Annotated in this window: 22 protein-coding genes; 20 read left to right on the plus strand and 2 right to left on the minus strand. The window is 45.4% G+C overall.

Annotated features, from left to right (window positions below):
- Positions 1-22: 22 nt before the first annotated feature.
- Positions 23-388 (minus strand): response regulator, encoded by a 366-nt coding sequence (locus B9G69_RS13470; RefSeq protein ID WP_088614548.1) that lies wholly within the window; start codon positions 386-388, stop codon positions 23-25.
- Positions 389-574: 186 nt separating this feature from the next.
- Here B9G69_RS13470 and B9G69_RS13475 point away from each other — a divergent pair, with 186 nt between their 5' ends.
- The 13 genes from B9G69_RS13475 to B9G69_RS13535 all read left to right on the plus strand — a co-directional run bounded on the left by B9G69_RS13475 (position 575) and on the right by B9G69_RS13535 (position 11600).
- Positions 575-1006 carry a type II toxin-antitoxin system RatA family toxin gene (locus B9G69_RS13475; protein ID WP_265437784.1) on the plus strand — a complete coding sequence of 144 codons (432 nt, stop codon included), beginning with the start codon at positions 575-577 and terminating at the stop codon, positions 1004-1006.
- Positions 996-1373 (plus strand): hypothetical protein, encoded by a 378-nt coding sequence (locus B9G69_RS13480; protein WP_088614550.1) that lies wholly within the window; start codon positions 996-998, stop codon positions 1371-1373. Before B9G69_RS13475 ends, B9G69_RS13480 begins: the two co-directional genes overlap by 11 nt.
- 47 nt (positions 1374-1420) lie before the next feature.
- The gene (locus tag B9G69_RS13485) at positions 1421-1660 is read left to right on the plus strand and encodes a hypothetical protein (protein WP_088614551.1); all 240 of its coding nucleotides are present in this window, start codon (positions 1421-1423) and stop codon (positions 1658-1660) included.
- Between the two features lie 41 nt (positions 1661-1701).
- Positions 1702-3051, plus strand: a complete 1350-nt coding sequence (locus tag B9G69_RS13490; protein WP_265437785.1) for an aldehyde dehydrogenase family protein — start codon at positions 1702-1704, stop codon at positions 3049-3051.
- Positions 3048-4028, plus strand: coding sequence for a tRNA lysidine(34) synthetase TilS (gene tilS / locus B9G69_RS13495; RefSeq protein ID WP_254916768.1), 981 nt, complete (start codon positions 3048-3050; stop codon positions 4026-4028). The genes B9G69_RS13490 and tilS overlap by 4 nt, the downstream gene beginning before the upstream one ends.
- A gap of 129 nt (positions 4029-4157) precedes the next feature.
- Positions 4158-6113, plus strand: a complete 1956-nt coding sequence (ftsH, locus tag B9G69_RS13500; protein ID WP_088614553.1) for an ATP-dependent zinc metalloprotease FtsH — start codon at positions 4158-4160, stop codon at positions 6111-6113.
- A 73-nt stretch (positions 6114-6186) separates the two neighbouring features.
- Complete coding sequence (gene cdaA, locus B9G69_RS13505; protein WP_265437786.1) at positions 6187-7002, plus strand: diadenylate cyclase CdaA; 816 nt, start codon at positions 6187-6189, stop codon at positions 7000-7002.
- A complete protein-coding gene (locus tag B9G69_RS13510) occupies positions 6999-7436 on the plus strand; it encodes a hypothetical protein (protein WP_088614554.1) in 438 nt (145 codons plus the stop codon). The genes cdaA and B9G69_RS13510 overlap by 4 nt, the downstream gene beginning before the upstream one ends.
- A 67-nt stretch (positions 7437-7503) precedes the next feature.
- On the plus strand, positions 7504-8814 hold the full coding sequence (gene glmM, locus B9G69_RS13515) for a phosphoglucosamine mutase (protein WP_416220938.1): 1311 nt from the start codon (positions 7504-7506) through the stop codon (positions 8812-8814).
- Between the two features lie 129 nt (positions 8815-8943).
- Positions 8944-9669: a pyridoxine 5'-phosphate synthase gene (locus B9G69_RS13520; protein ID WP_088614556.1), complete on the plus strand. Its 726-nt coding sequence runs from the start codon at positions 8944-8946 to the stop codon at positions 9667-9669.
- 6 nt (positions 9670-9675) lie between these two features.
- Complete coding sequence (tsaE, locus tag B9G69_RS13525) at positions 9676-10125, plus strand: tRNA (adenosine(37)-N6)-threonylcarbamoyltransferase complex ATPase subunit type 1 TsaE (RefSeq protein ID WP_088614557.1); 450 nt, start codon at positions 9676-9678, stop codon at positions 10123-10125.
- Between the two features lie 279 nt (positions 10126-10404).
- Positions 10405-10965, plus strand: coding sequence for a GNAT family N-acetyltransferase (locus tag B9G69_RS13530; protein WP_141096878.1), 561 nt, complete (start codon positions 10405-10407; stop codon positions 10963-10965).
- Between the two features lie 158 nt (positions 10966-11123).
- Positions 11124-11600 carry a hypothetical protein gene (locus B9G69_RS13535; protein WP_088614559.1) on the plus strand — a complete coding sequence of 159 codons (477 nt, stop codon included), beginning with the start codon at positions 11124-11126 and terminating at the stop codon, positions 11598-11600.
- Between the two features lie 22 nt (positions 11601-11622).
- Here the strand turns inward: B9G69_RS13535 and B9G69_RS13540 are convergent, their stop codons facing one another.
- Positions 11623-13146, minus strand: a complete 1524-nt coding sequence (locus tag B9G69_RS13540; RefSeq protein WP_088614560.1) for a hypothetical protein — start codon at positions 13144-13146, stop codon at positions 11623-11625.
- A gap of 142 nt (positions 13147-13288) precedes the next feature.
- Here B9G69_RS13540 and B9G69_RS13545 point away from each other — a divergent pair, with 142 nt between their 5' ends.
- The 7 genes from B9G69_RS13545 to B9G69_RS13575 are packed head-to-tail and all read left to right on the plus strand — an operon-like array spanning position 13289 to position 21218.
- Positions 13289-14494 (plus strand): cysteine desulfurase family protein, encoded by a 1206-nt coding sequence (locus B9G69_RS13545; protein WP_088614561.1) that lies wholly within the window; start codon positions 13289-13291, stop codon positions 14492-14494.
- Positions 14487-15569: a tRNA 2-thiouridine(34) synthase MnmA gene (gene mnmA / locus B9G69_RS13550; RefSeq protein ID WP_141096879.1), complete on the plus strand. Its 1083-nt coding sequence runs from the start codon at positions 14487-14489 to the stop codon at positions 15567-15569. Before B9G69_RS13545 ends, mnmA begins: the two co-directional genes overlap by 8 nt.
- Positions 15554-16933: a tRNA (N(6)-L-threonylcarbamoyladenosine(37)-C(2))-methylthiotransferase MtaB gene (mtaB, locus tag B9G69_RS13555; protein WP_088614562.1), complete on the plus strand. Its 1380-nt coding sequence runs from the start codon at positions 15554-15556 to the stop codon at positions 16931-16933. Before mnmA ends, mtaB begins: the two co-directional genes overlap by 16 nt.
- Positions 16930-17619 carry a ribonuclease III gene (gene rnc, locus B9G69_RS13560; RefSeq protein ID WP_088614563.1) on the plus strand — a complete coding sequence of 230 codons (690 nt, stop codon included), beginning with the start codon at positions 16930-16932 and terminating at the stop codon, positions 17617-17619. Before mtaB ends, rnc begins: the two co-directional genes overlap by 4 nt.
- 2 nt (positions 17620-17621) lie before the next feature.
- Positions 17622-18530: a GTPase Era gene (gene era, locus B9G69_RS13565; protein WP_088614564.1), complete on the plus strand. Its 909-nt coding sequence runs from the start codon at positions 17622-17624 to the stop codon at positions 18528-18530.
- A complete protein-coding gene (gene der, locus B9G69_RS13570; RefSeq protein WP_088614565.1) occupies positions 18508-19857 on the plus strand; it encodes a ribosome biogenesis GTPase Der in 1350 nt (449 codons plus the stop codon). Before era ends, der begins: the two co-directional genes overlap by 23 nt.
- Positions 19857-21218: a sodium-dependent transporter gene (locus tag B9G69_RS13575; RefSeq protein WP_254916770.1), complete on the plus strand. Its 1362-nt coding sequence runs from the start codon at positions 19857-19859 to the stop codon at positions 21216-21218. The genes der and B9G69_RS13575 overlap by 1 nt, the downstream gene beginning before the upstream one ends.
- Positions 21219-21240 lie beyond the last annotated feature (22 nt).

Raw genomic sequence — 21240 nt, forward strand, 5'->3', positions numbered from 1 at the left:
GCTTGTTGCCTAGGTCCCCACGCTAGGCAGGCAGGGCTTGTTTGACCATTTCCAAAAGTTCGGCTCTGTTGACCGGTTTTGGAATGAACCCCACGCAGTGAGGATTTTTGCGAAGTTCTTCTTCATCTCCCCCGACGTAGCCAGAAATGAACATAACGGGAGTGTCGTTTTCAGGGGTGTCTGTTAGGCGCTTTAAAAGTTCAAACCCATCGCAGACAGGCATGCGTATATCGCTGATGACAAGATTAGGTTTCCAGGTCTGAACTTTCTCGTATCCGACGCAGCCGTTTTCGGCGAGCGCCACCTCATAATTTGCACGAGTCAGGAAATAGGAAATCAAATCACGAAGATCTTGTTCGTCATCAACGATCAGGATTTTATGCTTCATGAAATATCTCCTTTCTGTGTCGAACAACGTGGAACAAACGGTATAATTTAAGGTTTAATCCCTTGTCCAGTTAAGAGCCAGAGGTCGAACGCAACATTATGCCGATGTAACATAACGGTTCTCATTTGGTTCGCAGGTCTAGGCTAGCGTTGACTGTATGTCATCTAAAAGTCACAGTGTTTGCATATGGCAAAAGCATCAACTACCGAAGTTTTCAACTGCACACCTGAGCAATTCTTTAAAATCATCTCTGACTACGAAAAGTATCATGAATTTTTGGCTGAGGTGAAACAATGCAAAGTCCTAAAAACTGAAGGCAATCGCAAATTGGTTGAGTACAACGTGTCGGTTGTAAAATCCTTTAAATATTCATTGTGGATGACGGAAACGGCTCCTACAGCCATCACTTGGGAGTTTGCTTCTGGTGATATGTTTAAAACGTCCGTCGGCTCTTGGAAGCTTCAAGATGAGGCTGGAAAAACTCGCGCCACTTACACGGTTGAAGCGACATTTAACATGTTTGTTCCCGGTCCTATCGCGAATGCCTTGGTAAGTGTGAATTTGCCGAATATGATGAGTTCATACCACAAACGAGTAAAGCAGCTTTATGGCGTCTGATTCCAGTCCTAAGAAAGACGAAAAAGAATCCCCAGCCGATATCAAAGGTCTTCTGGGCGACACTGTAAAAAAAGTTTTTACAGCAGGTGTTTCTGCTGCTTTCATGAGTGAAGAAGGCATCAAATCTTATCTTTCAGAACTCAAGCTTCCTAAAGAGGCTCTCAATCTGCTGATTCAAGGTGCCAGCAAATCTAAAGACGAAATCACTCAACGCGTGACCAAAGAGGTCGTGGGTATTATTGAAAAGATCGACTTTGTGAAAGAGTTTTCCAAATTTGCTGAGACTCATAAATTTAAAATCACCGCAGAGATCGACATCATCAAAAAAGATTCTGCTTCGAAAGATTCAAAGTCTTCTGAATCCTAGACCAATATCCGTCTCAAGTTAAGACAGTCGCAGCCGATAAGTTCGTCATGATGAACATGGAAATGGAAATCCTGACATTCTTATCAGTTGTTATGTTTTGCTTTTGCTGCCGCCAATTGATTCACGCCGTTGTCGCACCGATTCCTTTATTAGCAAATCAAAGACCATACGCTTTTAGAGCCATGCAACTTGGCAAGGGCTACAAAGTAATGGCATGGGCCTTGATGACATCAGTCTTTATGGTCGGCACCACTGTGTCATTCTATCAGGTGTTTACAACTCTCTAACATCCATGTGACTATTCTGGTACTGCATCAGGAGGTCACTTATGGCGTCTTTTTCTACGGTCAATCCTGCGACGGGTGAACAACTTCAAAAATTCGAACATGTGACTTGGGATCAAGCTGAATTGATGATCCTGAATGCGAAAAAAGATTTCGAAAAGTGGCGCAAAGTTTCCTTCGCTGAGCGTTCGAAAGTGCTTAATAATCTTGCTGCAAGTCTTCGTAAACACAGTGATGACTTGGCTTTGCAAATGAACCTCGAGATGGGAAAATTAATCCCTGAAGGTAAAGCTGAAGTTGAAAAATGTGCGGTCACTTGTGAGTTCTATGCCAAAGAAGCTCCTGCGATGCTTGCAAATCAGAAAAGCGCATCCCCGTATAAAGAGGCGGAAGTCAGCTTTTTGCCATTGGGTGTGATTTTTAGCGTGATGCCATGGAATTTTCCACTGTGGCAGGTGATTCGTTTTGCAGCTCCGGCGCTCATGGCAGGCAACGTGGTTATTCTTAAGCACGCGGATTTAACGGCGGGTGTTTCTGAAAAAATCGGCAAAATTTTTAAAGACCTGACGTCGGAGTACGTTTTATTGCGCAACTGTCAGGTGGATCATGTTGTCGCTGAAAAGATCATCGGTCACGAATCTGTACGGGGAGTGACTTTCACGGGGAGCACCGAAGGCGGTCGCTCCGTGGCCACAACGGCTGCGAAAAATTTGAAAAAGATTGTTTTAGAATTAGGCGGCAGTGATGCCTATATTATTTTGGACGATGCGGATATTTCGATGGCAGCCAAAGCTTGTGCAAAAACACGCCTGCAAAATTGTGGGCAAAGCTGTGTGGCTGGTAAGCGCTTTATCGTGGTCGCAGGGGCCCTGCAAGAGTTCCTGATGGCCATGGAGCATGAAATGAAAGCGCTTCCCCTGGCTCCGTTGGCAAGCAAACGTTTCCAGGACACCATCGTGACTCAAGTTGAAAAATTAAAGAACTGGGGTGGTAAAGTGATCTTTGGGGGGACTGCTCCTCAAGGGCCTGGAGCTTACTATCCGGCTTCGATGGTCTTATTTGAGAAAAATAATTCCGAAGTTCATCATGAAGAAGTCTTTGGGCCCGTGGCCTTAGTGTTTGTGGCTAAAGATGCTGAAGAGGCTTTGCAAATCGCAAACTCATCTCCCTTTGGTTTGGGCGGTGGAATCTTTACCCGTGACTTACAAAAGGGCAAAGAGCTGGTCGAAAAAGAAATGGAAGCGGGGTTTGTCGTGGTGAACGATTTTGTTAAATCTGATCCACGCGTTCCATTTGGTGGTGTTAAGGAATCAGGTTACGGTCGAGAGCTAGGCCATTTCGGCATCATGGAATTTGTAAATATCAAGACAGTTGGTGTGGGAGCAGTTGGGTGAAGCGATTGACCGGAAATGCGCGCCCCAAGCTGGATTTAGATCATCAGGTTTGGAAGTTGATTAAAAAATTTGATTTGCAGGATAAAAAGATTCTGGTGGCCTTGTCGGGCGGGGCGGACTCGGTTGCAACTGTGGCGGTGCTTGCAAAAATCATGAACCCCGAACAATTGGGTGCTTGTTATTTTCACCACGGCGAAGATAAAAACCAAGAATATCGCAAAGAGGCTCAGATTTTCTGTGAAAAGCTTTGTAAGAAACTGAATGTGCCTTTCTTTGCACTGAAATCCAAAACTCTGGCCAAATCAGAAGCTCAGTACCGCGACCAGCGTTATGAAGCTTTCGCGCGCCTGCAGAAAACCGAAGGTTTTGAAGTTCTGGCGACAGGCCATCATGCGGATGACCTCTTAGAGACTCGCCTGATGAGGATTGTACGCGGAACGGGTGCGCAAGGTTTGATCGCGATGTCGTACTATGGCGGTGGGGTGTTTCGTCCCTTTTTAGAAACTCCCAAGTCGGAACTTCGTAAGTATTTGCGTGCTGAAAAACTGCGCGCTTTTGAAGATCCCTCGAATGCGATCCTGGACCCTTTTAGAAATTGGGTCCGTGAAGACTGGCTAAAGTCCCTAGAGAAGCGACAAAAAGGAGCAGTAAATAGTCTGGCTCGCTCTCTAGAAACCCTGGCCCAAGAGCTTCATTCGTTGGAGCACAAACCGGGAACTGATTTGCTGAGTCAAAATGAGGCTAATAAGTCACATGGCTTGGATGGACTTTCTCGAGCTTTTTATCTGACTCTGACGCCGTTTGAGCAGAGACGATTGCTCGCTCAATACCTTTTTTCCCTCGGAAAACGAGATTTCTCTCAATCTCAGCTCGAAGAAATACAAAAGCGTCTAGACAAATCTCAAAAAGTGATCAGCTTTAAGGTCAGTGGCTGTCATTGGGAAATTAACGCAGAGCAAATCAAGGTCGAGTCCTGATTTGAGCCCGCCTTTGGGCGGCGGCGTTTCCCCTCGAGAAATCACTTAAAGTTGCTTTAATTAGCGAAGCGCTTCTGTTAGTCTAAGGTGGTTCTATCTGGATGAGAGAAGTGAGCGAAAGGAATCGAAATGCGATCTACACAGAAAACGCTAGCCTTGTGGTTTTTCCTAATCATCATGGCTGTGTTCTTGTTCCAAGCCTACGAGAGCAAGCACCAAAGAATGATTGGTGATTTCAATTATTCTAAATTCACTGAAGCGGTTAAAGCGAAAGAAGTTGCTTCTGTAACTTTCCGTCAAGAGACCAGCGAAATTGTCGGTGAGATGAAGCCTGACTTCGAAAAGAAGTACAACGGCACTCATTTCCAAATCGTCGGTAATACTCAAGATGAAGGATTTAAATTTTTGGAAGCGAACGGTATCACGCCGAATTACGAGCGTGCTGACAACGGTGGCTTCTTCCAATCTTTAATTGTGAACTGGTTGCCATTGATTTTGATCGTGGCGATGTTCCTATTTATCATGCGCCAAATTCAAGTGGGCGGTGGTAAGGCGATGTCTTTCGGTAAATCCCGTGCGCGCCTTTTAACTGAGCACAAAAATCGTGTGACGTTCAAAGAAGTCGCGGGTGTTGACGAAGCTAAAGATGATCTTCAAGAGATTGTGAGTTTCTTGAAGGATCCAAAAAAATACACGAAACTCGGTGGCCGTATTCCAAAAGGTGTGCTTTTGGTGGGTTCTCCGGGTACTGGTAAAACATTGCTTGCTCGCGCCGTGGCGGGTGAGGCGGGTGTTCCCTTCTTCACAATCTCGGGTTCTGACTTCGTAGAGATGTTCGTGGGCGTGGGTGCTTCTCGTGTTCGTGACTTGTTTGAACAAGGTAAAAAGAATGCTCCTTGCTTGATCTTCATCGACGAGATCGATGCCGTAGGTCGCCATCGTGGTGCCGGCATGGGTGGTGGTCATGACGAGCGTGAGCAAACTCTGAATCAATTGCTCGTTGAAATGGACGGCTTCGAATCTTCTGAAGGGGTTATCATGATCGCAGCGACGAATCGTCCTGACGTTCTTGATCCAGCGTTGTTGCGTCCAGGTCGTTTCGACCGCCGCGTGGTTGTGAATAAACCAGATCTTAAAGGTCGTGAGCAAATCTTGGGCGTTCATACGCGTAAGACTCCACTCGGACCTGACGTTGATACTTCTAAAATTGCTCGTGGTACTCCGGGCTTCTCGGGTGCAGACCTTGAGAACCTTGTGAACGAGGCCGCTCTTGTGGCCGCTCGTACAGACAAAAAGTATCTTGAGATGGAAGACTTTGAAAAAGCGAAAGACAAAGTGATCATGGGATCTGAAAGAAGATCTATGGTTATCTCTGACGAAGATAAAAAAGTGACTGCTTACCATGAAGCGGGTCATACGCTGGTGAATAGAAAATTGACGGGTTTAGATCCGATTCACAAAGTAACGATCATCCCTCGTGGTATGGCTTTGGGTGTAACTCAAACTCTTCCAGAGAAAGAATCTGTGTCTTTGTCGAAATCAACTGCTGAGAACATGATTGCCTTCTTGTTCGGTGGTCGTGCGGCTGAAGAAGTGATCTTTAAGGACGTGACGACAGGCGCGGGTAATGATATCGAGCGCGCAACATCAATCGCTCGCCGTATGGTTTGCGAATGGGGTATGTCGAAACTAGGTCCTTTGGCGTTTGAGAAATCAGGCGGCGAAGTGTTCTTGGGTATGCAATATGGTCATCAATCCCACAAAGAATACTCTGAGGCGAAAGCGGAAGAGATCGATGCGGAAGTTTCAAAAATTATCAACACAGGTTACGCAACTGCGGTTCGAATCTTGACTGAGAACAAACAAGCTCTTGAGTCTATCACTCAAGCCTTGATTGAGTATGAGACAATTGATGGTCACGAAGTTGATATGATGATCAACGGTGCGGCGGTTTCTGAAATTGAAAAATACAGAAACAACCGTCGTGATACAAACCTGGCGCTGGCAGAGGCTAAAGGGATCGGTAAAAAAGACGATTCTTCAGGCTCTGATCCAGTAGGAAACACCGGGCCAGTGACAATCTAACGGACTTTTTGAAGCTCCAGGGAAACCTGGAGCTTTTTGTGCCTTAACCCCATTACGTTTTTGATTGGGCATCATGATGTTGCAGCAATTTATCGACAACCTCATCTTCATCGTCCAGCACTTGCGTGTGCAAGATGCGATCGACATGATCCTTGTGTGGATGGTGGTTTATCGTATCCTGGTTCTGATCAAAAGAACCGGCACGATTCAAATGCTCTCCGGTCTTGGAGTTTTAGCCATTGGCTATATCCTCAGTATCTGGCTTGAGCTCTTTACCTTTAACTGGATCCTTGAAAAATTCTTCTCTAACTTGTTCGTGATCGTGGTTGTTTTATTCCAGGCCGAGATCCGCAGAGCGCTTGCGCATATTGGATCTAATCCATTCTTCACAGATGCCTCCACAATCCAAGAAACTCAAGTTATCGAAGAGATCGCTAAGGGTATCATTTTGACTGCGCAAAAAGGCTTTGGAGCGCTTGTCGTGGTTGAGAGAGAGATTGTGATTGATTATCACATCGAATTCGGGACGGAGATGGAATCGAAAGTCTCAGCGGAACTTTTAGCTTCGATCTTTCATCCGGAAAGCCCCATGCATGACGGCGCAGTCCTGATCCGCAATGGTAAAATACACTCGGCGGGATGTTTCTTGCCTCTCTCAAAAAATCCAGCGTTGGATAAAAACTTGGGAACTCGTCACCGTGCTGCGATTGGTTTAACGGAAGAGACAGATGCCTTGGTGTTCGTGGTTTCAGAAGAAAATAAATCTATCGGTATCGTGCAAGGTGGTCACTTAAGCCCGAATGTGGAGCTGGGTGATATCCGTAAAGCTCTGTATGAAACGTTCGGCCTCAAATACAAAGCCTTCTCTCAGCAAGGAGATTTGTCATGAGACGTCGTTGGTCTGATTCATTGACTGAGAATTTCAGCTATAAAGTCGTAGCTTTATTCATTTCTCTGATCCTGTGGTTGACCATTTTAGGTCGCCGGGATTTCGTCCTTAGCAAAAATGTGGAAGTTGACTTAATTACAGCCCCCGGAACCCACGTTGTGGCGCAGACTACTGACCACATCAAGGTAAAGGTTTCAGGGCCCAGAGCGGCTTTAAAGAAGTTTATGGAAAGCTCTTTGTCTCAGAATATCAATCTTGATATCTCTCAAAAGGGCGAAGGCGTGGTTTACGTCGATATCCCGTTGAATAAGATTGAGGTTCCGCTGGGGGTTAAAATCCTGGGGGTTCGTCCTAATCAGATTCAGGTTGAAGTTGTGAAAATTAAAGAAAGCGTCCCAGCAGACGGCACTAGCGAAGAACAAAAAGGTCAGTAACGTGGAAAAAAAATCAAGCAAACTTTTTGGTACAGACGGAATCCGTGGAACTGCGAACCAGTATCCAATGACTCCGGATATGGTTGTTAAAATCGGTCAGGCGATCGGTTACATTCTTCAAAAACAAAAATACAATGCTCATCCCTCACTTCGTAAAGTGGTTATCGGTAAAGACACGCGTCTTTCAGGTTACATGATCGAACAGGCTCTTGCGAGCGGTTTGAATTCGATGGGTGTCGCTGTTCAATTGGTTGGACCACTTCCAACTCCTGGTATTGGCTATCTGACACGTACAATGCGTGCGGTGGCTGGTATCGTTATTTCGGCCTCTCACAATCCATTTCATGACAACGGGATCAAAGTATTTGGTGCCGATGGTTTTAAAATCTCTGAAGAGATGGAGCGTGAAATCGAACGCCTGGTTCTTGAAGAAGACCTGACGGCCTTGTTGCCACCAAGCAAAGAAATTGGTCGTACTCGCCGTATCGATGACTCCCAAGGTCGCTACATCGTCTATGTGAAATCCACATTCCCACTAGAATACACTTTGGATGGCATGCGTATTGTTCTGGATACAGCAAATGGTGCGGCTTACAAAGTGGCTCCTTCGATTTTCCAAGAGTTGGGTGCGGAGGTGATCCAGTTGGGTGATGATCCGAATGGAACGAACATCAACGATAAGGTTGGTGCTTTGTATCCACAAAAACTTGCCGAGGCAGTTGTTCAGTACCGTGCTGACGTGGGTATCAGTCTTGATGGTGACGCGGATCGCGTGATCATGGTGGATGAAAAAGGTCAGATCGTTAACGGGGATCGTATTCTTGCTATCAGTGCTCTGCATATGAAAGAGCGGGGCCTACTGAAAAACAACACCCTAGTTGCAACGCAGATGTCGAACTTCGGTCTTGAAAAAGCGATGAACGATGCTGGTATTAAAGTTGTTAAAGTCGGTGTAGGCGATAAATATGTTGTCGAAGAGATGCGTAAAAACGGCTACAACTTAGGTGGGGAGCAATCAGGTCATATTATCTTCTTAGATCACACAACAACGGGTGACGGGTGTGTAGCAGCGTTAGGCGTTCTTGCGGTGATGAAGCAAACAAATAAGAAAATGAGTGACCTTGCGCGCGTATTTGATGACATGCCTCAAGTGTTGATCAACTTGCGTGTTAAACGTCGCATGGAGCTTGATGAGATCAAGGGCTATCACGATTTAATCGCCAATGTTGAAAAGAAACTGGCGGGCAACGGCCGTGTCTTTGTCCGTTTCTCTGGAACAGAGCCGGTGATCCGCGTGCTTGTTGAGGGTAAAGACAAAACTGAAATTTCCACCTATGCCGATGAGATCGCTGCATTCCTTGAGAAAGAACTCAGTTAGGGCCCTTCTGAAAGGGCTCTCTTCGTTACTGTGTCGTCGGCGTACTACTAGTACGCCTTCTTCCTTGCGCCTCGGAATCCCTTCCATCAGAACCCTAACTGATATATAAATTCGTCTATTGGAGACCTCATGAAACATAAAATTCGTTTGGGTGTGAATGTTGATCACGTAGCTACTCTTCGCCAAGTGCGTGGTGGTACCACTGCTTATCCTAACTTGTTGGACATGGTTAAAAAATCCGTTAAGGGTGGTGCTGAGCAAATCACGATTCACTTGCGCGAAGACCGTCGTCACATTCAATTGCACGACTTGAAAACGCTTTCTAAATCTTGCCCAGTTCCGTTGAATTTGGAAATGGCAGCGACATCACAGATGGTGTCTTTCGCCAAAAAATATCGCCCACAATGGGTTTGCTTTGTTCCTGAAAAGCGCGCAGAGTTGACGACTGAGGGCGGCCTTGACGTTAAAAAAGGCTATAAAAAAATGCTTCCAATGGTTGAGAAACTTCAGCGCATTGGAATCGAAATCTCAATGTTTATCGAGCCTTCCATTGAACAAGTTGAAGCTTCATATGAAGTGGGTGCAGATGCCGTTGAATTTCATACGGGTAAGTGGGTGCATTTAAAGGGCGCTGCGAAAGCCAAAGAATGGAAGCGTTTGGTGGAAGCCGCTGAATGGGCCAACTATTTAGGTTTGAATGTTCATGCTGGTCATGGTCTAGATTACGCACACTCTAAAGAAATCAACAAGTTGCCATACCTTCAAGAGGTGAACATTGGCCATTCGCTGGTTTGCTACGCACTGGAAGACGGAATGGAAACCGCTGTTAAGAAAATGCGTAAGATCTTAAAGTAAAACTTTATGTCTTCGATCTTGAATTCTCAAAGACAAATCAAATCGCAACAGGAACTTAAAGTGTTTTGGCAGGAATTTCTGCCACACTTAAGTGAACGTTGCGTTTTGCTTTTAAGTGGTGACGTGGGTGCGGGTAAGACCACTTCCGTGCAAGCCATCGCTGAAATTTTGGGAATGAAAGACGTCCAATCGCCGTCCTTTGCCATTCATCTTCGTTATGAAAATGCAGAGGGTCTTGCGATGGATCACCTGGATTTATATCGCTTGGACGATGACGACGATCTTGAAAGCTCGGGTTTTTGGGATTTATTCGCTCCGAAAAAAGGCTTTGTCGTGGTCGAGTGGGCTCAACGTTTAGATTACGACTATCTTCCCCTGAACTGGCAACGAGTCGAAGTCAGTATCACCAAAGGTCCATCGGAAACTGAGAGAATTATTACCTCTCGTCTGCTTTAGTCACATTTGAACTGTATTTCCTCAAAGATCACTGGGCGTAACGAACGAGTGCGTCCGTTTGGTTTAAAATCAAAGGCATCAGGAGGAAAAAAAATGGACAAAAACTCCTCTGAAGTACCAAAACCTGTGTTAACGAAAACGGAAACTCCTAAAAACTTCGCCTGGCGGATTTTCCTGCAAGCCGGAGAAAAAGGAAAAGGCTTCTTTCTCTAAAAGGTGTCTCCGGCTTTTGATACACGTGGCGTTGCAAAAAACCGGCAGGCACCTTATTTTTTAAGGATGATCGCTCAAAGACCACTTCCTTCGCGTTTATTGGGGCCCCGTTTAATACTTCAAAAGCACCCGTTGTCATTGGCATCTGAAATGTTTGCGATGATAGACGCCAATCGCGAGCACTTAAAGCACATGCCATGGACTCAGCTTACAAACTCCGTTGAGGATTCAAAAAATTGGATCAATGCAACCCACAATGAATGGGATAATCTGGCGTTGTTCGATTACGGCATTTATGTCGACCAGAAATACATTGGCAGTTGCGGTGTTCACTCGATCAATTGGGAGTTTAAACATTGCGAGCTTGGATACTGGATCGGTCAAGAGTTTGAAGGCAAAGGTTATATCAGCGAGGCGGTAAAGCTTTTAGAAAATGAATGCTTCAAAGCGGGCTTTCACAGAGTGGAAATTCGCTGTGCTTCCTTCAATGAAGCCTCCGCTCGTGTGGCTTTAAAAAATGGATATAAATTAGAAGGGGAGCTTCGCGAAGATTCTATTGTTAACGGAGAATATCGCAGCACTAAGGTTTTTGGAAAACTTCGCCGTGAGTGGAATGCCTTGGCATAAAATTAATATAAAGAAGATTTTCCTATCAAATTTTCACGAGTTTTTCTGAAGCTGTATTTAATTTTTTCTGGGGGGATTTTAACGTTTCTTTTATTTGAGAATTCTTTCCGGTTTGTGCAGGTTGCGCTCACAGCAAATCTCACAAAAGGAGAATTTAAATGAAACAAATATTAATGTCCGTGTTCGCTCTACTTATCGCGCAATCTGCGTCAGCAATGATCACTCAGAATTCATCTTGGGAAGAAATTTTAGCAGCAAAGGGTCCCTATGTTCTTCACTCTCCTGTGATTTACATGGGCCGAGCCATCGATTATACATTCGTGTGTCGTGATGGTGGAATGCTTCGTACCCAGGCTCCGGTTGATATCGTTTATGCGATTCAAGAGGGCGCCGGTAAAACTGTCTTTCAAACCGTTGGCAGAGAAGTCCTTTCTACACCCATCAACTATGTTCAGAAGGAGGATTTCTGTGACACTGGTTCAAATCGCACGGTTTGCAAACCAGTTACCTACACTGGCACATACCCTATGACGGTAAATATTCAGATTGGACGTCGTTTGAACAACGGCTTAGAAGTCTACTTGTTCACGAAGTCCTACACAGTTCCGACTTGTGAAAATGTCGTGGCCGATTAGGAAGTACTCGGCCCCTTTGTAATTAGGCAGCTTGAAGGCCTTTGATGAACTCGTTGGAAAGCTTTTCAGCAAGGTTCAAAGAGGCCTTGTTGTAAGCTGATTTTTCAGCCAAGCCCATCAACATTCCTACCAATTTTTCATTGATAATGATGGGCGTGATTGTCACGTGATCAGGGATTGTTCCTTGGTTCCATTGTTCAAAGAAGTTCTCGTTCAGATCGTTCAAAGAGATGTAACCGTGGAAAGGTTTTTGAGTCGCAGCCACGATGTTAAAGATGCTAGGAGTCTTCAAAGGAATGCGCATCGACGTGTCTTTGATGTCTTGGAAGTTTTCGTCCCAGGCAAACGCAGTCACTTGTGATTCTTGTTCGTCCAGAGTCAAAATCATGGATTTTTCAAAGTGTGATTTCATTTCTGAAAGAACACGTTTTACTTTGTCGGCAATAACGCCGCTGTTTTTCTTTTTTAATTTTTCAAGTGCGAAACTGCCGCTCGCAACCGGATTCATTGTCGGTTTTGCGATTCCTGTTGGACGAGTCACAACAGGAATTGGCTTATTGCCAAAGCTTTCCTCACTCAAGTCAGGCAATTCATCCTTAGGAGGAGGCGGTGGGCCGCCCGCTTTGGAAGCTGCCGGAGCTGGTGCAGAGTTCGGTGTTAACGCTGGAGTCGCCGCCGCGACTGTTGTTTCAGCTTTTTTCTCAAGAACAGGATCAACTTTCGCCAAAGTAGGGCGAGCATCAACCACAGTTCTATCGAAAGTTTTTTCAACATCTGAAGCGGATGCTGAAGTATTTAAAATTTGATCAACGGGAGTCAATTCGCGAGCCGCTTCCTGAGCTGGAGCCGCTTCTGCTGAAGCTTCGCTATTTGCGATAGATTGAAGTTTAACAACGGGTGTGTCGAACAGACCTTCAAGTCCACCCATTTCTTCACCAGCAGATTCGCTGTGTCCTTCGGAAGATTCACCTTCCTCTGAAGAAGCAGAGGCATCCGATGCCTCAGGGAATTCACCAAGGTCTTCGAATGAAAAACTGTCACCCGATTTTTTAGCAGGCGCGATCACAGTGGCTGCTTCAAAACCCTCAGGTAAACTTGAATCAAGTGCTACAGGTTTTGTCGGAGCTGACGCCGGAATTTTAGCTGTTTGAGACTGCCAAGAATTCCAGCATTGTTCTAAGGCCTCCTGAGGAGCTAGAACAAATACGCATGTTGGGTTGGAAGGGAAATCCTGCGGCGGTTGCAGACATGCCACTACAAGAATGCCATCCCACTCCGCCACAGGCAGACACTCCACCGTCCATGAGTAATGAGTCGCCCACTTAGCTAACATTTCTTTGCGAGGAGGAGTTTCTGTAAAAAATCTTGCCTGAAGACGAGGTAGTTTATAATGAGCCATCGCCCAAGGAAAATATTCCTCAGGTGTAAGTTGGTTTTCCTTCAAAGCATAGGCAAGAAGGCTCAAAGGCGATCCACCTGCCGTATGGGATTCGGTAAGTCCTTGAAGTTTATGTTTAAAATGCTCAAACCATTCAGTAGTGCTCATTGTGTTGTTTATCGGCCTAAAAGGGTGAAAACCTGAGTCTAGGTCTAGGAGGCCTGAATAAATTGCAGCATTGCGTACAGGTTAGACGGTAAAAAGATAGAGGTTTTCAATACTTAGCAAGTGTGGTAGTCTCCGCCCACTTATGCTTCAGACCAAAATCCTTCACTATTTCGATCACAATGCGACCACACCCGTGTGTGCTGAAGTGATCGCCGCATTGCCTGAGTTTGCTGCCGCTGGTGGTAATCCGAGTTCTATTCATTGGGGTGGCAGACAACCTAAGAATTTGATTCGTGATGCGCGCAAGGCAATTTCTGATGCATTGAATATCTCACCACTCGAAATCGTATTTACATCGGGTGGCAGTGAAGCCAACAACACCGTTCTTAAAGGTCTTTTTGATTACTATCACACGGCTCAATTTATAACTCCGGAACAACGTCGTCGCACACACTTCATGTGCTCCGCCGTTGAACATCCAAGCATTATGAAAACCATGGCGCATCTTGAAGCGATGGGCGCGCGTGTTTCGTACATTCCGGTGAGCCGAGAAGGTGTAATTGATTTGAAGTTCTATCAAGAACACTTAAGTGAAGAGACCGCATTGGTGTCGGTGATGTTTGCGAATAATGAAACGGGCACTTTGTTTCCAATCAAACAAATGGCCGAGATGGCTCACGCGAAGGGCGCTTTGTTTCACACCGACGCTGTTCAAGGTTTTGGTAAAGCACCTTTGAATTTGAAAGAGCTCAATGTCGATTTCGCATCGATCTCGGGTCATAAGTTTTATTCCATCAAAGGTACGGGAGTGCTTTACATGAAAAAAGGCATGAATGTGAGTCCTTTGATTCACGGGGGCGCACAAGAGCGCCATCGTCGTGGTGGTACTGAAAACACATTGGGTATTGCGTGCTTGGGTTTGATGGCGCAAAGGGCTCCACTGGTTGCTGATAAAGCATTCGAAGTGAGCAAGCTTCGCGATCACATGGAAGCTCGTATCTTGGCGGAAATTCCAGAAGTCACAATCACCGCTGTTGAAACTCCGCGCTTAAGCAACACAAGTTCTCTTGTGATCAAGGGTGCGGATGGGGAAACAATGTTGATGTCTTTGGATATCAAGGGTTACGCCGTCAGCACAGGGGCTGCTTGTTCGAGTGGGAATCCAGAACCAAGTCCGGTGTTGCTGGCGATGGGGCTTTCTCGTCAAGAGGCGCAAAATAGTTTGCGCGTGAGCTTGGGTTGGGAAACGACTTTAGCGGAAGTAGATGGATTTGTTGAAGCATTAAAGGCGGTCGTGACTCGTTTGCGATCGATTGAACATGAAGAGGGAGAGACATATCATGTCTAAGGGACGAGTACTTGTTGCTATGAGCGGAGGCGTGGACAGTTCCGCCGCGGCTGCGCTGTTAGTGGAACAGGGCTATGAAGTTATCGGGGCCACAATGCAAGTTTGGGATTACTCAACTTGTGATATCGAAGAAGGAAACGGCACGTGCTGTTCATCGATCGATGTGGATGATGCGCGCTCAGTGGCGGATCGTTTGGGCATTCCGTTTTACGTACTGAATTGCGAGGCGAAATTTCGCGCCGCTGTTATTGATCCTTTCTTGAAAGCGTATCTTGAAGGACAAACACCACTACCGTGTGTGAACTGTAACACGTACTTAAAGTTTGACCATCTGGTGAAAAAGATGAAAGAGCTTGAATGTGATTACTTGGCCACGGGTCACTACGCAAAAATCGTAACAGATGAAAACGGCAAGTCTTCAATCCATACATCGACCGATGACTGGAAAGACCAAACGTATTTCTTGTTCACGATTGATCCAGAGCTTGTGCCAAAACTTTTATTCCCGATTGGCGATATGAAAAAGCCCCAGGTGCGTGAGTACTCTGAGAAAATGGGATTGGTCACAGCTAAGAAAAAAGACTCTCAAGGTATTTGCTTTGTGGGTGGAATTGGTTACCAAAACTTTATCAAAGGCCAAGTACCAAAAGCGGTTTTGGATTCTAAAAAAGGTTTGTTGAAACGCTATCCGACGGGCGAAGTGATGGCTAAGCATGAAGGTATTCATAACTACACTTACGGTCAAAGTAAGGGTCTAGGTATGGATCATCACGAAAAACTATTCGTGATCAAAATTGATGCTGCAGACAATACGGTTTGGGTTGGTGACGAGAAGTACTTGTTCGCTCATGAAGTTGATGTTGTTGATCCTCACATGTTGGGTGATTTGCAAGACGGCGAGTTGATGAACGTTAAAATCCGTTATCAACACAAAGGCTCTCCGGCCTTGGTTTATAAAACCGATACTGGATTTAAATTGAAATTCAAAGAACCTCAGCGTGCAGTGACTCCGGGTCAAGCGGCTGTGTTTTATCGCGAGCGCGAACTTGTAGGAGGCGGATGGATCACTCTGTAGAAACACCCGTGCCTAGCCAAGTGAACCGCGATGTGAAATATCAGGTTCATACTTTTGGTTGTAAGGTGAACACTTACGATGCAGGTCTTATTCAAAAGAACCTGAATGCGAATGGCTTTGCTCCGGTCATCCGTGGCGAAAAGGATGCACGCATTCATGTCTTGAATACGTGTGCGGTGACAGCAGAAGCGACGAAAGAAGCGGTTCGCTATATTCGTCGTTTAAAGGTGAAAGATCCATTCTGTACGATCGTGGTCACAGGCTGTGCTGCGCAGGTTGATACGGGTTCATTCTCGTCGCTTCCGGGTGCTGATTTGATCGTGGCGAATTCACATAAAGGAAACCTGCCGGATTTGTTGAATAAACATTTCCGTGGTGAGCTGACTGAGAAAGTCTTTAAATCCAACATCTTTAAAAAAGAAGATTTGGAAATGGGTGGGGGGATCGAAAAACACCACACTCGCACTTTTTTAAAGATCCAAGACGGTTGCAACAGCTTCTGTACTTACTGCATTATTCCTTATGCTCGCGGTAAGTCGCGTTCCATTTCGATTGCGAATTTGGTACACCGTATTAATGATCTTTATGCTGAGGGTTCTCGTGAAGTCGTTTTGACTGGTGTTCATATCGGTGACTACGAAGACGAAATCAACGGCCAACAGATGGTGATGGAAGATCTGATTGAAAATCTTTTGGCGAGAACTAAAATGCCTCGCTTCCGCTTGTCTTCTTTAGAGCCGGTTGAAGTCTCTGAAAGATTATTGGATCTTTATTCTGATTCTCGTTTGTGTCCTCATTTCCATATGAGTATCCAAAGTGCGAATACAGATGTGCTTCACCATATGAAACGCAAATACACGCAAGACGATGTTCGTAAGTCTTTGCTGGCGATTGAAAAGCGCGTTCCAAACTCTTTCGTGGGTATGGACGTGATTACTGGATTCCCAACAGAAACCAAAGAGCAGTTCGAAGACACTGCAAAATGCTTAGCAGAACTTCCTTGGACGAAATTGCACGTATTCCCGTATAGCGAGCGACAAGGTACTCGTGCGGCGGCATTAGATGTTTCAGTCTATCCTCACGTGCGTGCTGAACGCGCGGCTGTTTTGCGTGAGCTAAGTATTGAGCGTTATACTCAACAGGCAAATCTTCAAATTGGCACAACTAAAAAAGTTCTGGTTTTGAAGAATGCTGCTAAGGGTGGTCAAGGTTTAAGCCATGATTACTGGCCCGTGGATATTGCCGGAGCTGAAAGCTTCTTGAGTCATTGGGCGGGTCAAGAAATCGACGTCAAAATTACTGGTTATGATCATTCCAATAAATCTCATATGGAAGGTCATTTGATCGGGGAGGTTCTGTCATGAACTCGCTCGAAATGCGTTTAGGTTATAAATTTAAAAACACTGCTTTGCTGGCTCGTGCTCTTACGCACAAGAGTTACGCAAACGAACTTAAGAACCATACTGAGCACAATGAAAAGCTTGAGTTCTTGGGCGACGCTGTTTTGGATCTGGTTGTGGGGGAGTTTCTTTACGAAAAATACCCGCAGGATACAGAAGGTGGATTGTCTAAGAAACGTGCCTCGATTGTGAATGAAGAGGTTTTGTTTGAACTTGCTCGGGATATGGAGCTGAACAAAATTCTTCAACTTGGTAAAGGGGAAGCGCAAACCGGGGGCGCATTGAAACCTCGTCTCTTGGCTTCTTCATTGGAAGCTATCGTAGGGGCGATGTATCTGGATGGCGGCTTTGCCGCTGCTCAAACCTTCGTTCGTAAAGAGTTCTTACCACTTTGTGATAAGACCTGCTGTAACGAAGATTTTGAAAGAGACTATAAAACGCGATTGCAGGAACTTGTGCAAAAGGCGCAGAAAGAAACGCCTAAGTACGAAGTCCTGGCAGAGGAAGGTCCTCCGCATGATCGTCAGTTTGTAGTGTGTGTAAAAGTTAAAGATGAAATCTGGTCCAAGGGGCGCGGACGCAGTAAAAAAAATGCCGAGCAAGATGCGGCGAAAAGCGCTTTAGATGCAAAGTTTAAGGAGACGAAATAGTTATGAGTTATAAGGCAGGATTTTTAGGATTAATCGGGCAGCCTAATGCCGGGAAGAGCACATTGATGAACTTCCTTGTGGACGAAAAGGTATCCATCGTCTCCGCAAAGCCGCAGACAACACGCCGTCGTATTTTGGGGATGTGGTCCTCTGATGCGGGTCAAGTTGTGTTCGTAGATGCTCCAGGTTTGATCAAAGCTGATAAAGGTTTGAATGCATTCTTGGCCAAAGAAGCTGAGGAAGTGATCAGAAATTCTGATGCTTTGTTGGCTGTCGTGAGTGTGGATGAAGCAAAAGCTGATGACGCTGAAAAGATCATCAACCTTGTTGCTGCATCAAAAAAACCTTGGATTGGTATCGTTACTAAGACGGATATCGAAGACAAAGCTCACCGCGTTTTGATTTTGAAAAAAATGATCGAAGAAAAAGGTGGTAAAGCTCTTTCTGTCTCTGCAAAAACATATGCAAACGACCTCGAAGAGCGCGAAGCGATCTTGATTGATTGCTTGTCTATTTTGCCGGAATCTCCAGCTCCACTTTATGATGCCGAGCTTTTCACGAATGAAAACGTTCGTGATATGGTTTGTGAAATTATCCGTGAAAGATGTTTCGACAATCTTCACCATGAAGTTCCATACCACATTGCTGTGCGTATCATAAAATTTGATGAGACCGGTGTTATGCCAAAAATCTACGCTGAGATTTTGGTAGGACGCGAAAGCCAAAAAGCGATCGTGATCGGTAAGGGCGCAACAGTTATCAAGCAAATTGGTATGGAGTCTCGTAAAGAGATCGAAAAACTGATGGGCGGTAAAGTGTTCTTGGACTTGAAAGTTCAAGCGAAGCCAGAGTGGTTTGATAACAAGCGTATTATGAAGGAGTTGGGTTATGTCACAGAATCAGAAGACTGAGTTTGCCCCAAAGGTGGCGATCATTGGTCGTCCCAACGTAGGTAAATCTACTTTATTTAATATTATCACTGAAACTCGTAAAGCCGTGGTAAAGAACCAATCTGGTGTTACTCGCGATATCATGATCGAACCGGTCGATATCTGGGGTAAGCAATTTGATTTGATCGATACAGGTGGTATTACGGAAGCAGGGGATTTGTTCTCTCGTTTGATCAAAGAGCAAGTTTCTGAGTTCCTGCACTCTGTGGATTACATCATTGCGGTGATGGACGGTCGTGCTGGTTTGATCCCCGAAGATCGCGACATCATCCGTGTGGCAAAGCAAACAGGTAAACCGTTCTTGTTGGTCATCAATAAGGTGGATAGTTCTCAAGACGAAGAAATGGCGAAAACGGATTTCTATGAATTCGGTGTCGATATTATTTCTGCCGCGTTTGAACAACGTCGTGGTATCGGTCAGATCCTTGAGTGGATTGTGGATCAAATTCCGGAGCAGGAATTTACTTACGATAAAGGGATGAAGATCGCGATCGTTGGTAAACCGAACGTTGGTAAGAGTTCTATTTGCAATCGTATCTTGGGTGTAAACCGCATGTTGGTTTCTGACGTTGCGGGGACTACGATCGATGCGGTGGATTCTCCATTCGTCTATAACGAAAAGAATTATACTTTAGTGGATACGGCAGGTCTTCGTAAATCACGTCGTCGTGAAGAAGATCTTGAGATTATCTCCGCATTTAAATCTCAAGAGTCTATTCGTCGTGCAGATTTAATTTTGCTGATGATTGACGGAACTCAAGGTCCGACAGATCAAGATGCGCGTATCATGCAGTCCATTTTGGAAGATCATAAAGGCGTTATCGTTGTTGCCAACAAATCAGATATTGGTGGCGCGGAAATTCCAGAATACCGCAAAACATTCCGTGAGCAATGTGAGCGCGTATTCCACTTTTTCACCGACGTAAATATCGTGTTTACAAGTGCGAAGTCGGGCCAAGGTATTGATGACTTGTTTGAGATGATCGAGAAAGTTTCCGAACAAATCAATTTCCGTATCCCAACTCGCGATATGAATGAGTTCTTCTTTGAAACGATTCGTAAAACTCCAGCTCCGGTATGGGGAACTACGAATGTGAAGTTTTATTACGTGACTCAAACTTATCAACGTCCACCGGCATTCATCGCATTTGCGAATCACCCGGATGGCGTGACGAATTCGTACCGTCGTTTCTTGATTAAGCATATCAAAGAGAAATGGGATCTTCATGGATTGCCAATTCGGATCTTCTGTATGAAATCTCGCCGTGGTGCGAACATCGAGGAATAATGCTTAAACGCGGCTCGTGGAGAACACGTTTTGGATTTTACCTGTTGGCCGTAGGCTCTGCCTGCGGTCTGGGGAATCTGTGGCGTTTTCCCTATGTCGTAGGGGAAAATGGGGGAGGAGCTTTCATCCTCCTTTATGTTTTTCTGTCGTTTGCCGTGGGTGCTCCGATGTTGATCGCAGAATTGATGCTGGGTAAAAACACCCGCCGTTCGGTGATCGTGGCCACAGATATGATGGGCCAAGAGGCCAAGCGCAACTTCCGTTGGGTGGGGCGTTTGGCAGTATTGGTCAGTGTCGTTGTGTTTTCTTATTATGCGGTGATTAGTGGTTGGGTTTTGCACTTTATGACCCAATTCTTTATCTCTCTATTTTTAGATGTCGAGGGGGCAGCCAATAAGACCAATCTTGCGGCATTAATGTCGAATGGTTGGTTGCAAGTGATGCTTGCTTCCGCGCATATCTTAATCACGGTTGTTGTGGTTTTAAAAGGCGTGCAAGAGGGTTTGGAAAAGTGGATCAGTTATATGATGCCGCTATTTGCAGTCTTAGTTGCGATTTTGCTTTTTAAGTCATTCTCATTGCCTTCCACTCCCGAAGTTATGCGTTTCTTGTTTTATCCAGATTTTTCTAAGTTGACGTTTTCGTCTTTAGGCCATGCTTTGGGGCACGTGTTCTTTACGCTTTCTGTGGGTTTTGGAACGATGGTGACGTTTGGGTCTTATCTGCGTGAGGAGGATCACGTTCCAACAGCAGGATTTCGTGTGGCTTTCGTTGACACATTGATCTCGTTGCTGGCGGTGGTTATGATCTTTCCGGTAGCGTTTCAGGCTTCTAATGTGCCATTGACGGACCCTGCGTTGATGTTTGAGGTCTTGCCTCGCTATCTTTTGGGTATTCCTGGTGGCGCCCTGTTTGGATTGGCTTTCTTTGTTTGTCTGTATTTGGCTGCGTTGAATGCCAGTATTGGTTTGCTTGAAGTCGTTGTATCGAATCTGGTGGATCGTAATAAGAAAATGGAGCGTGGACTTGCCACGTGGATTTCCGGAGCGTCTGCTTTGTTGTTGGCAATTTTGCCAGCGCTATCAAGTTCAGTGCTTAAATACGTGCGCATCAATGGCCGTTCACTGATCGAATCACTGGACTCGTTGTTGATCAACTGGCTATTGCCTTTAGTCGCCCTAGGGATCTTGTGGACCTTTTACAAGGGCACCTCTGAAAAAGAAAAGGAAACTAGCTTTATCGATCGCGATAAGTTTGTGAGTTATTCCATGTATTCGCATTGGATTGTGATTTTGAAGTGGGTAGCACCTGCAGTGATCCTGATTGGCTTCTTTCTGCAGGTGTTCGCATTGTTCGAGTAGCTACACTCCGGCGGCGCCGGAG

The organism is Bdellovibrio sp. SKB1291214 (assembly GCF_002209355.2).
Classification (GTDB): Bacteria; Bdellovibrionota; Bdellovibrionia; order Bdellovibrionales; family Bdellovibrionaceae; genus Bdellovibrio.

Coding starts and splice junctions, on each gene's coding strand:
- ftsH (WP_088614553.1), top strand. CDS start 4,158: ATGCGATCTACACAGAAAACGCTAGCCTTGTGGTTTTTCCTAATCATC.
- B9G69_RS13510 (WP_088614554.1), top strand. CDS start 6,999: ATGAGACGTCGTTGGTCTGATTCATTGACTGAGAATTTCAGCTATAAA.
- B9G69_RS13490 (WP_265437785.1), top strand. CDS start 1,702: ATGGCGTCTTTTTCTACGGTCAATCCTGCGACGGGTGAACAACTTCAA.
- tsaE (WP_088614557.1), top strand. CDS start 9,676: ATGTCTTCGATCTTGAATTCTCAAAGACAAATCAAATCGCAACAGGAA.
- mnmA (WP_141096879.1), top strand. CDS start 14,487: ATGTCTAAGGGACGAGTACTTGTTGCTATGAGCGGAGGCGTGGACAGT.
- cdaA (WP_265437786.1), top strand. CDS start 6,187: ATGATGTTGCAGCAATTTATCGACAACCTCATCTTCATCGTCCAGCAC.
- B9G69_RS13485 (WP_088614551.1), top strand. CDS start 1,421: ATGATGAACATGGAAATGGAAATCCTGACATTCTTATCAGTTGTTATG.
- B9G69_RS13475 (WP_265437784.1), top strand. CDS start 575: ATGGCAAAAGCATCAACTACCGAAGTTTTCAACTGCACACCTGAGCAA.
- der (WP_088614565.1), top strand. CDS start 18,508: ATGTCACAGAATCAGAAGACTGAGTTTGCCCCAAAGGTGGCGATCATT.
- B9G69_RS13470 (WP_088614548.1), bottom strand. CDS start 388: ATGAAGCATAAAATCCTGATCGTTGATGACGAACAAGATCTTCGTGAT.
- glmM (WP_416220938.1), top strand. CDS start 7,504: ATGACTCCGGATATGGTTGTTAAAATCGGTCAGGCGATCGGTTACATT.
- B9G69_RS13540 (WP_088614560.1), bottom strand. CDS start 13,146: ATGAGCACTACTGAATGGTTTGAGCATTTTAAACATAAACTTCAAGGA.
- B9G69_RS13575 (WP_254916770.1), top strand. CDS start 19,857: ATGCTTAAACGCGGCTCGTGGAGAACACGTTTTGGATTTTACCTGTTG.
- era (WP_088614564.1), top strand. CDS start 17,622: ATGAGTTATAAGGCAGGATTTTTAGGATTAATCGGGCAGCCTAATGCC.
- B9G69_RS13520 (WP_088614556.1), top strand. CDS start 8,944: ATGAAACATAAAATTCGTTTGGGTGTGAATGTTGATCACGTAGCTACT.
- B9G69_RS13480 (WP_088614550.1), top strand. CDS start 996: ATGGCGTCTGATTCCAGTCCTAAGAAAGACGAAAAAGAATCCCCAGCC.
- mtaB (WP_088614562.1), top strand. CDS start 15,554: ATGGATCACTCTGTAGAAACACCCGTGCCTAGCCAAGTGAACCGCGAT.
- rnc (WP_088614563.1), top strand. CDS start 16,930: ATGAACTCGCTCGAAATGCGTTTAGGTTATAAATTTAAAAACACTGCT.
- B9G69_RS13535 (WP_088614559.1), top strand. CDS start 11,124: ATGAAACAAATATTAATGTCCGTGTTCGCTCTACTTATCGCGCAATCT.
- B9G69_RS13545 (WP_088614561.1), top strand. CDS start 13,289: ATGCTTCAGACCAAAATCCTTCACTATTTCGATCACAATGCGACCACA.
- B9G69_RS13530 (WP_141096878.1), top strand. CDS start 10,405: ATGATCGCTCAAAGACCACTTCCTTCGCGTTTATTGGGGCCCCGTTTA.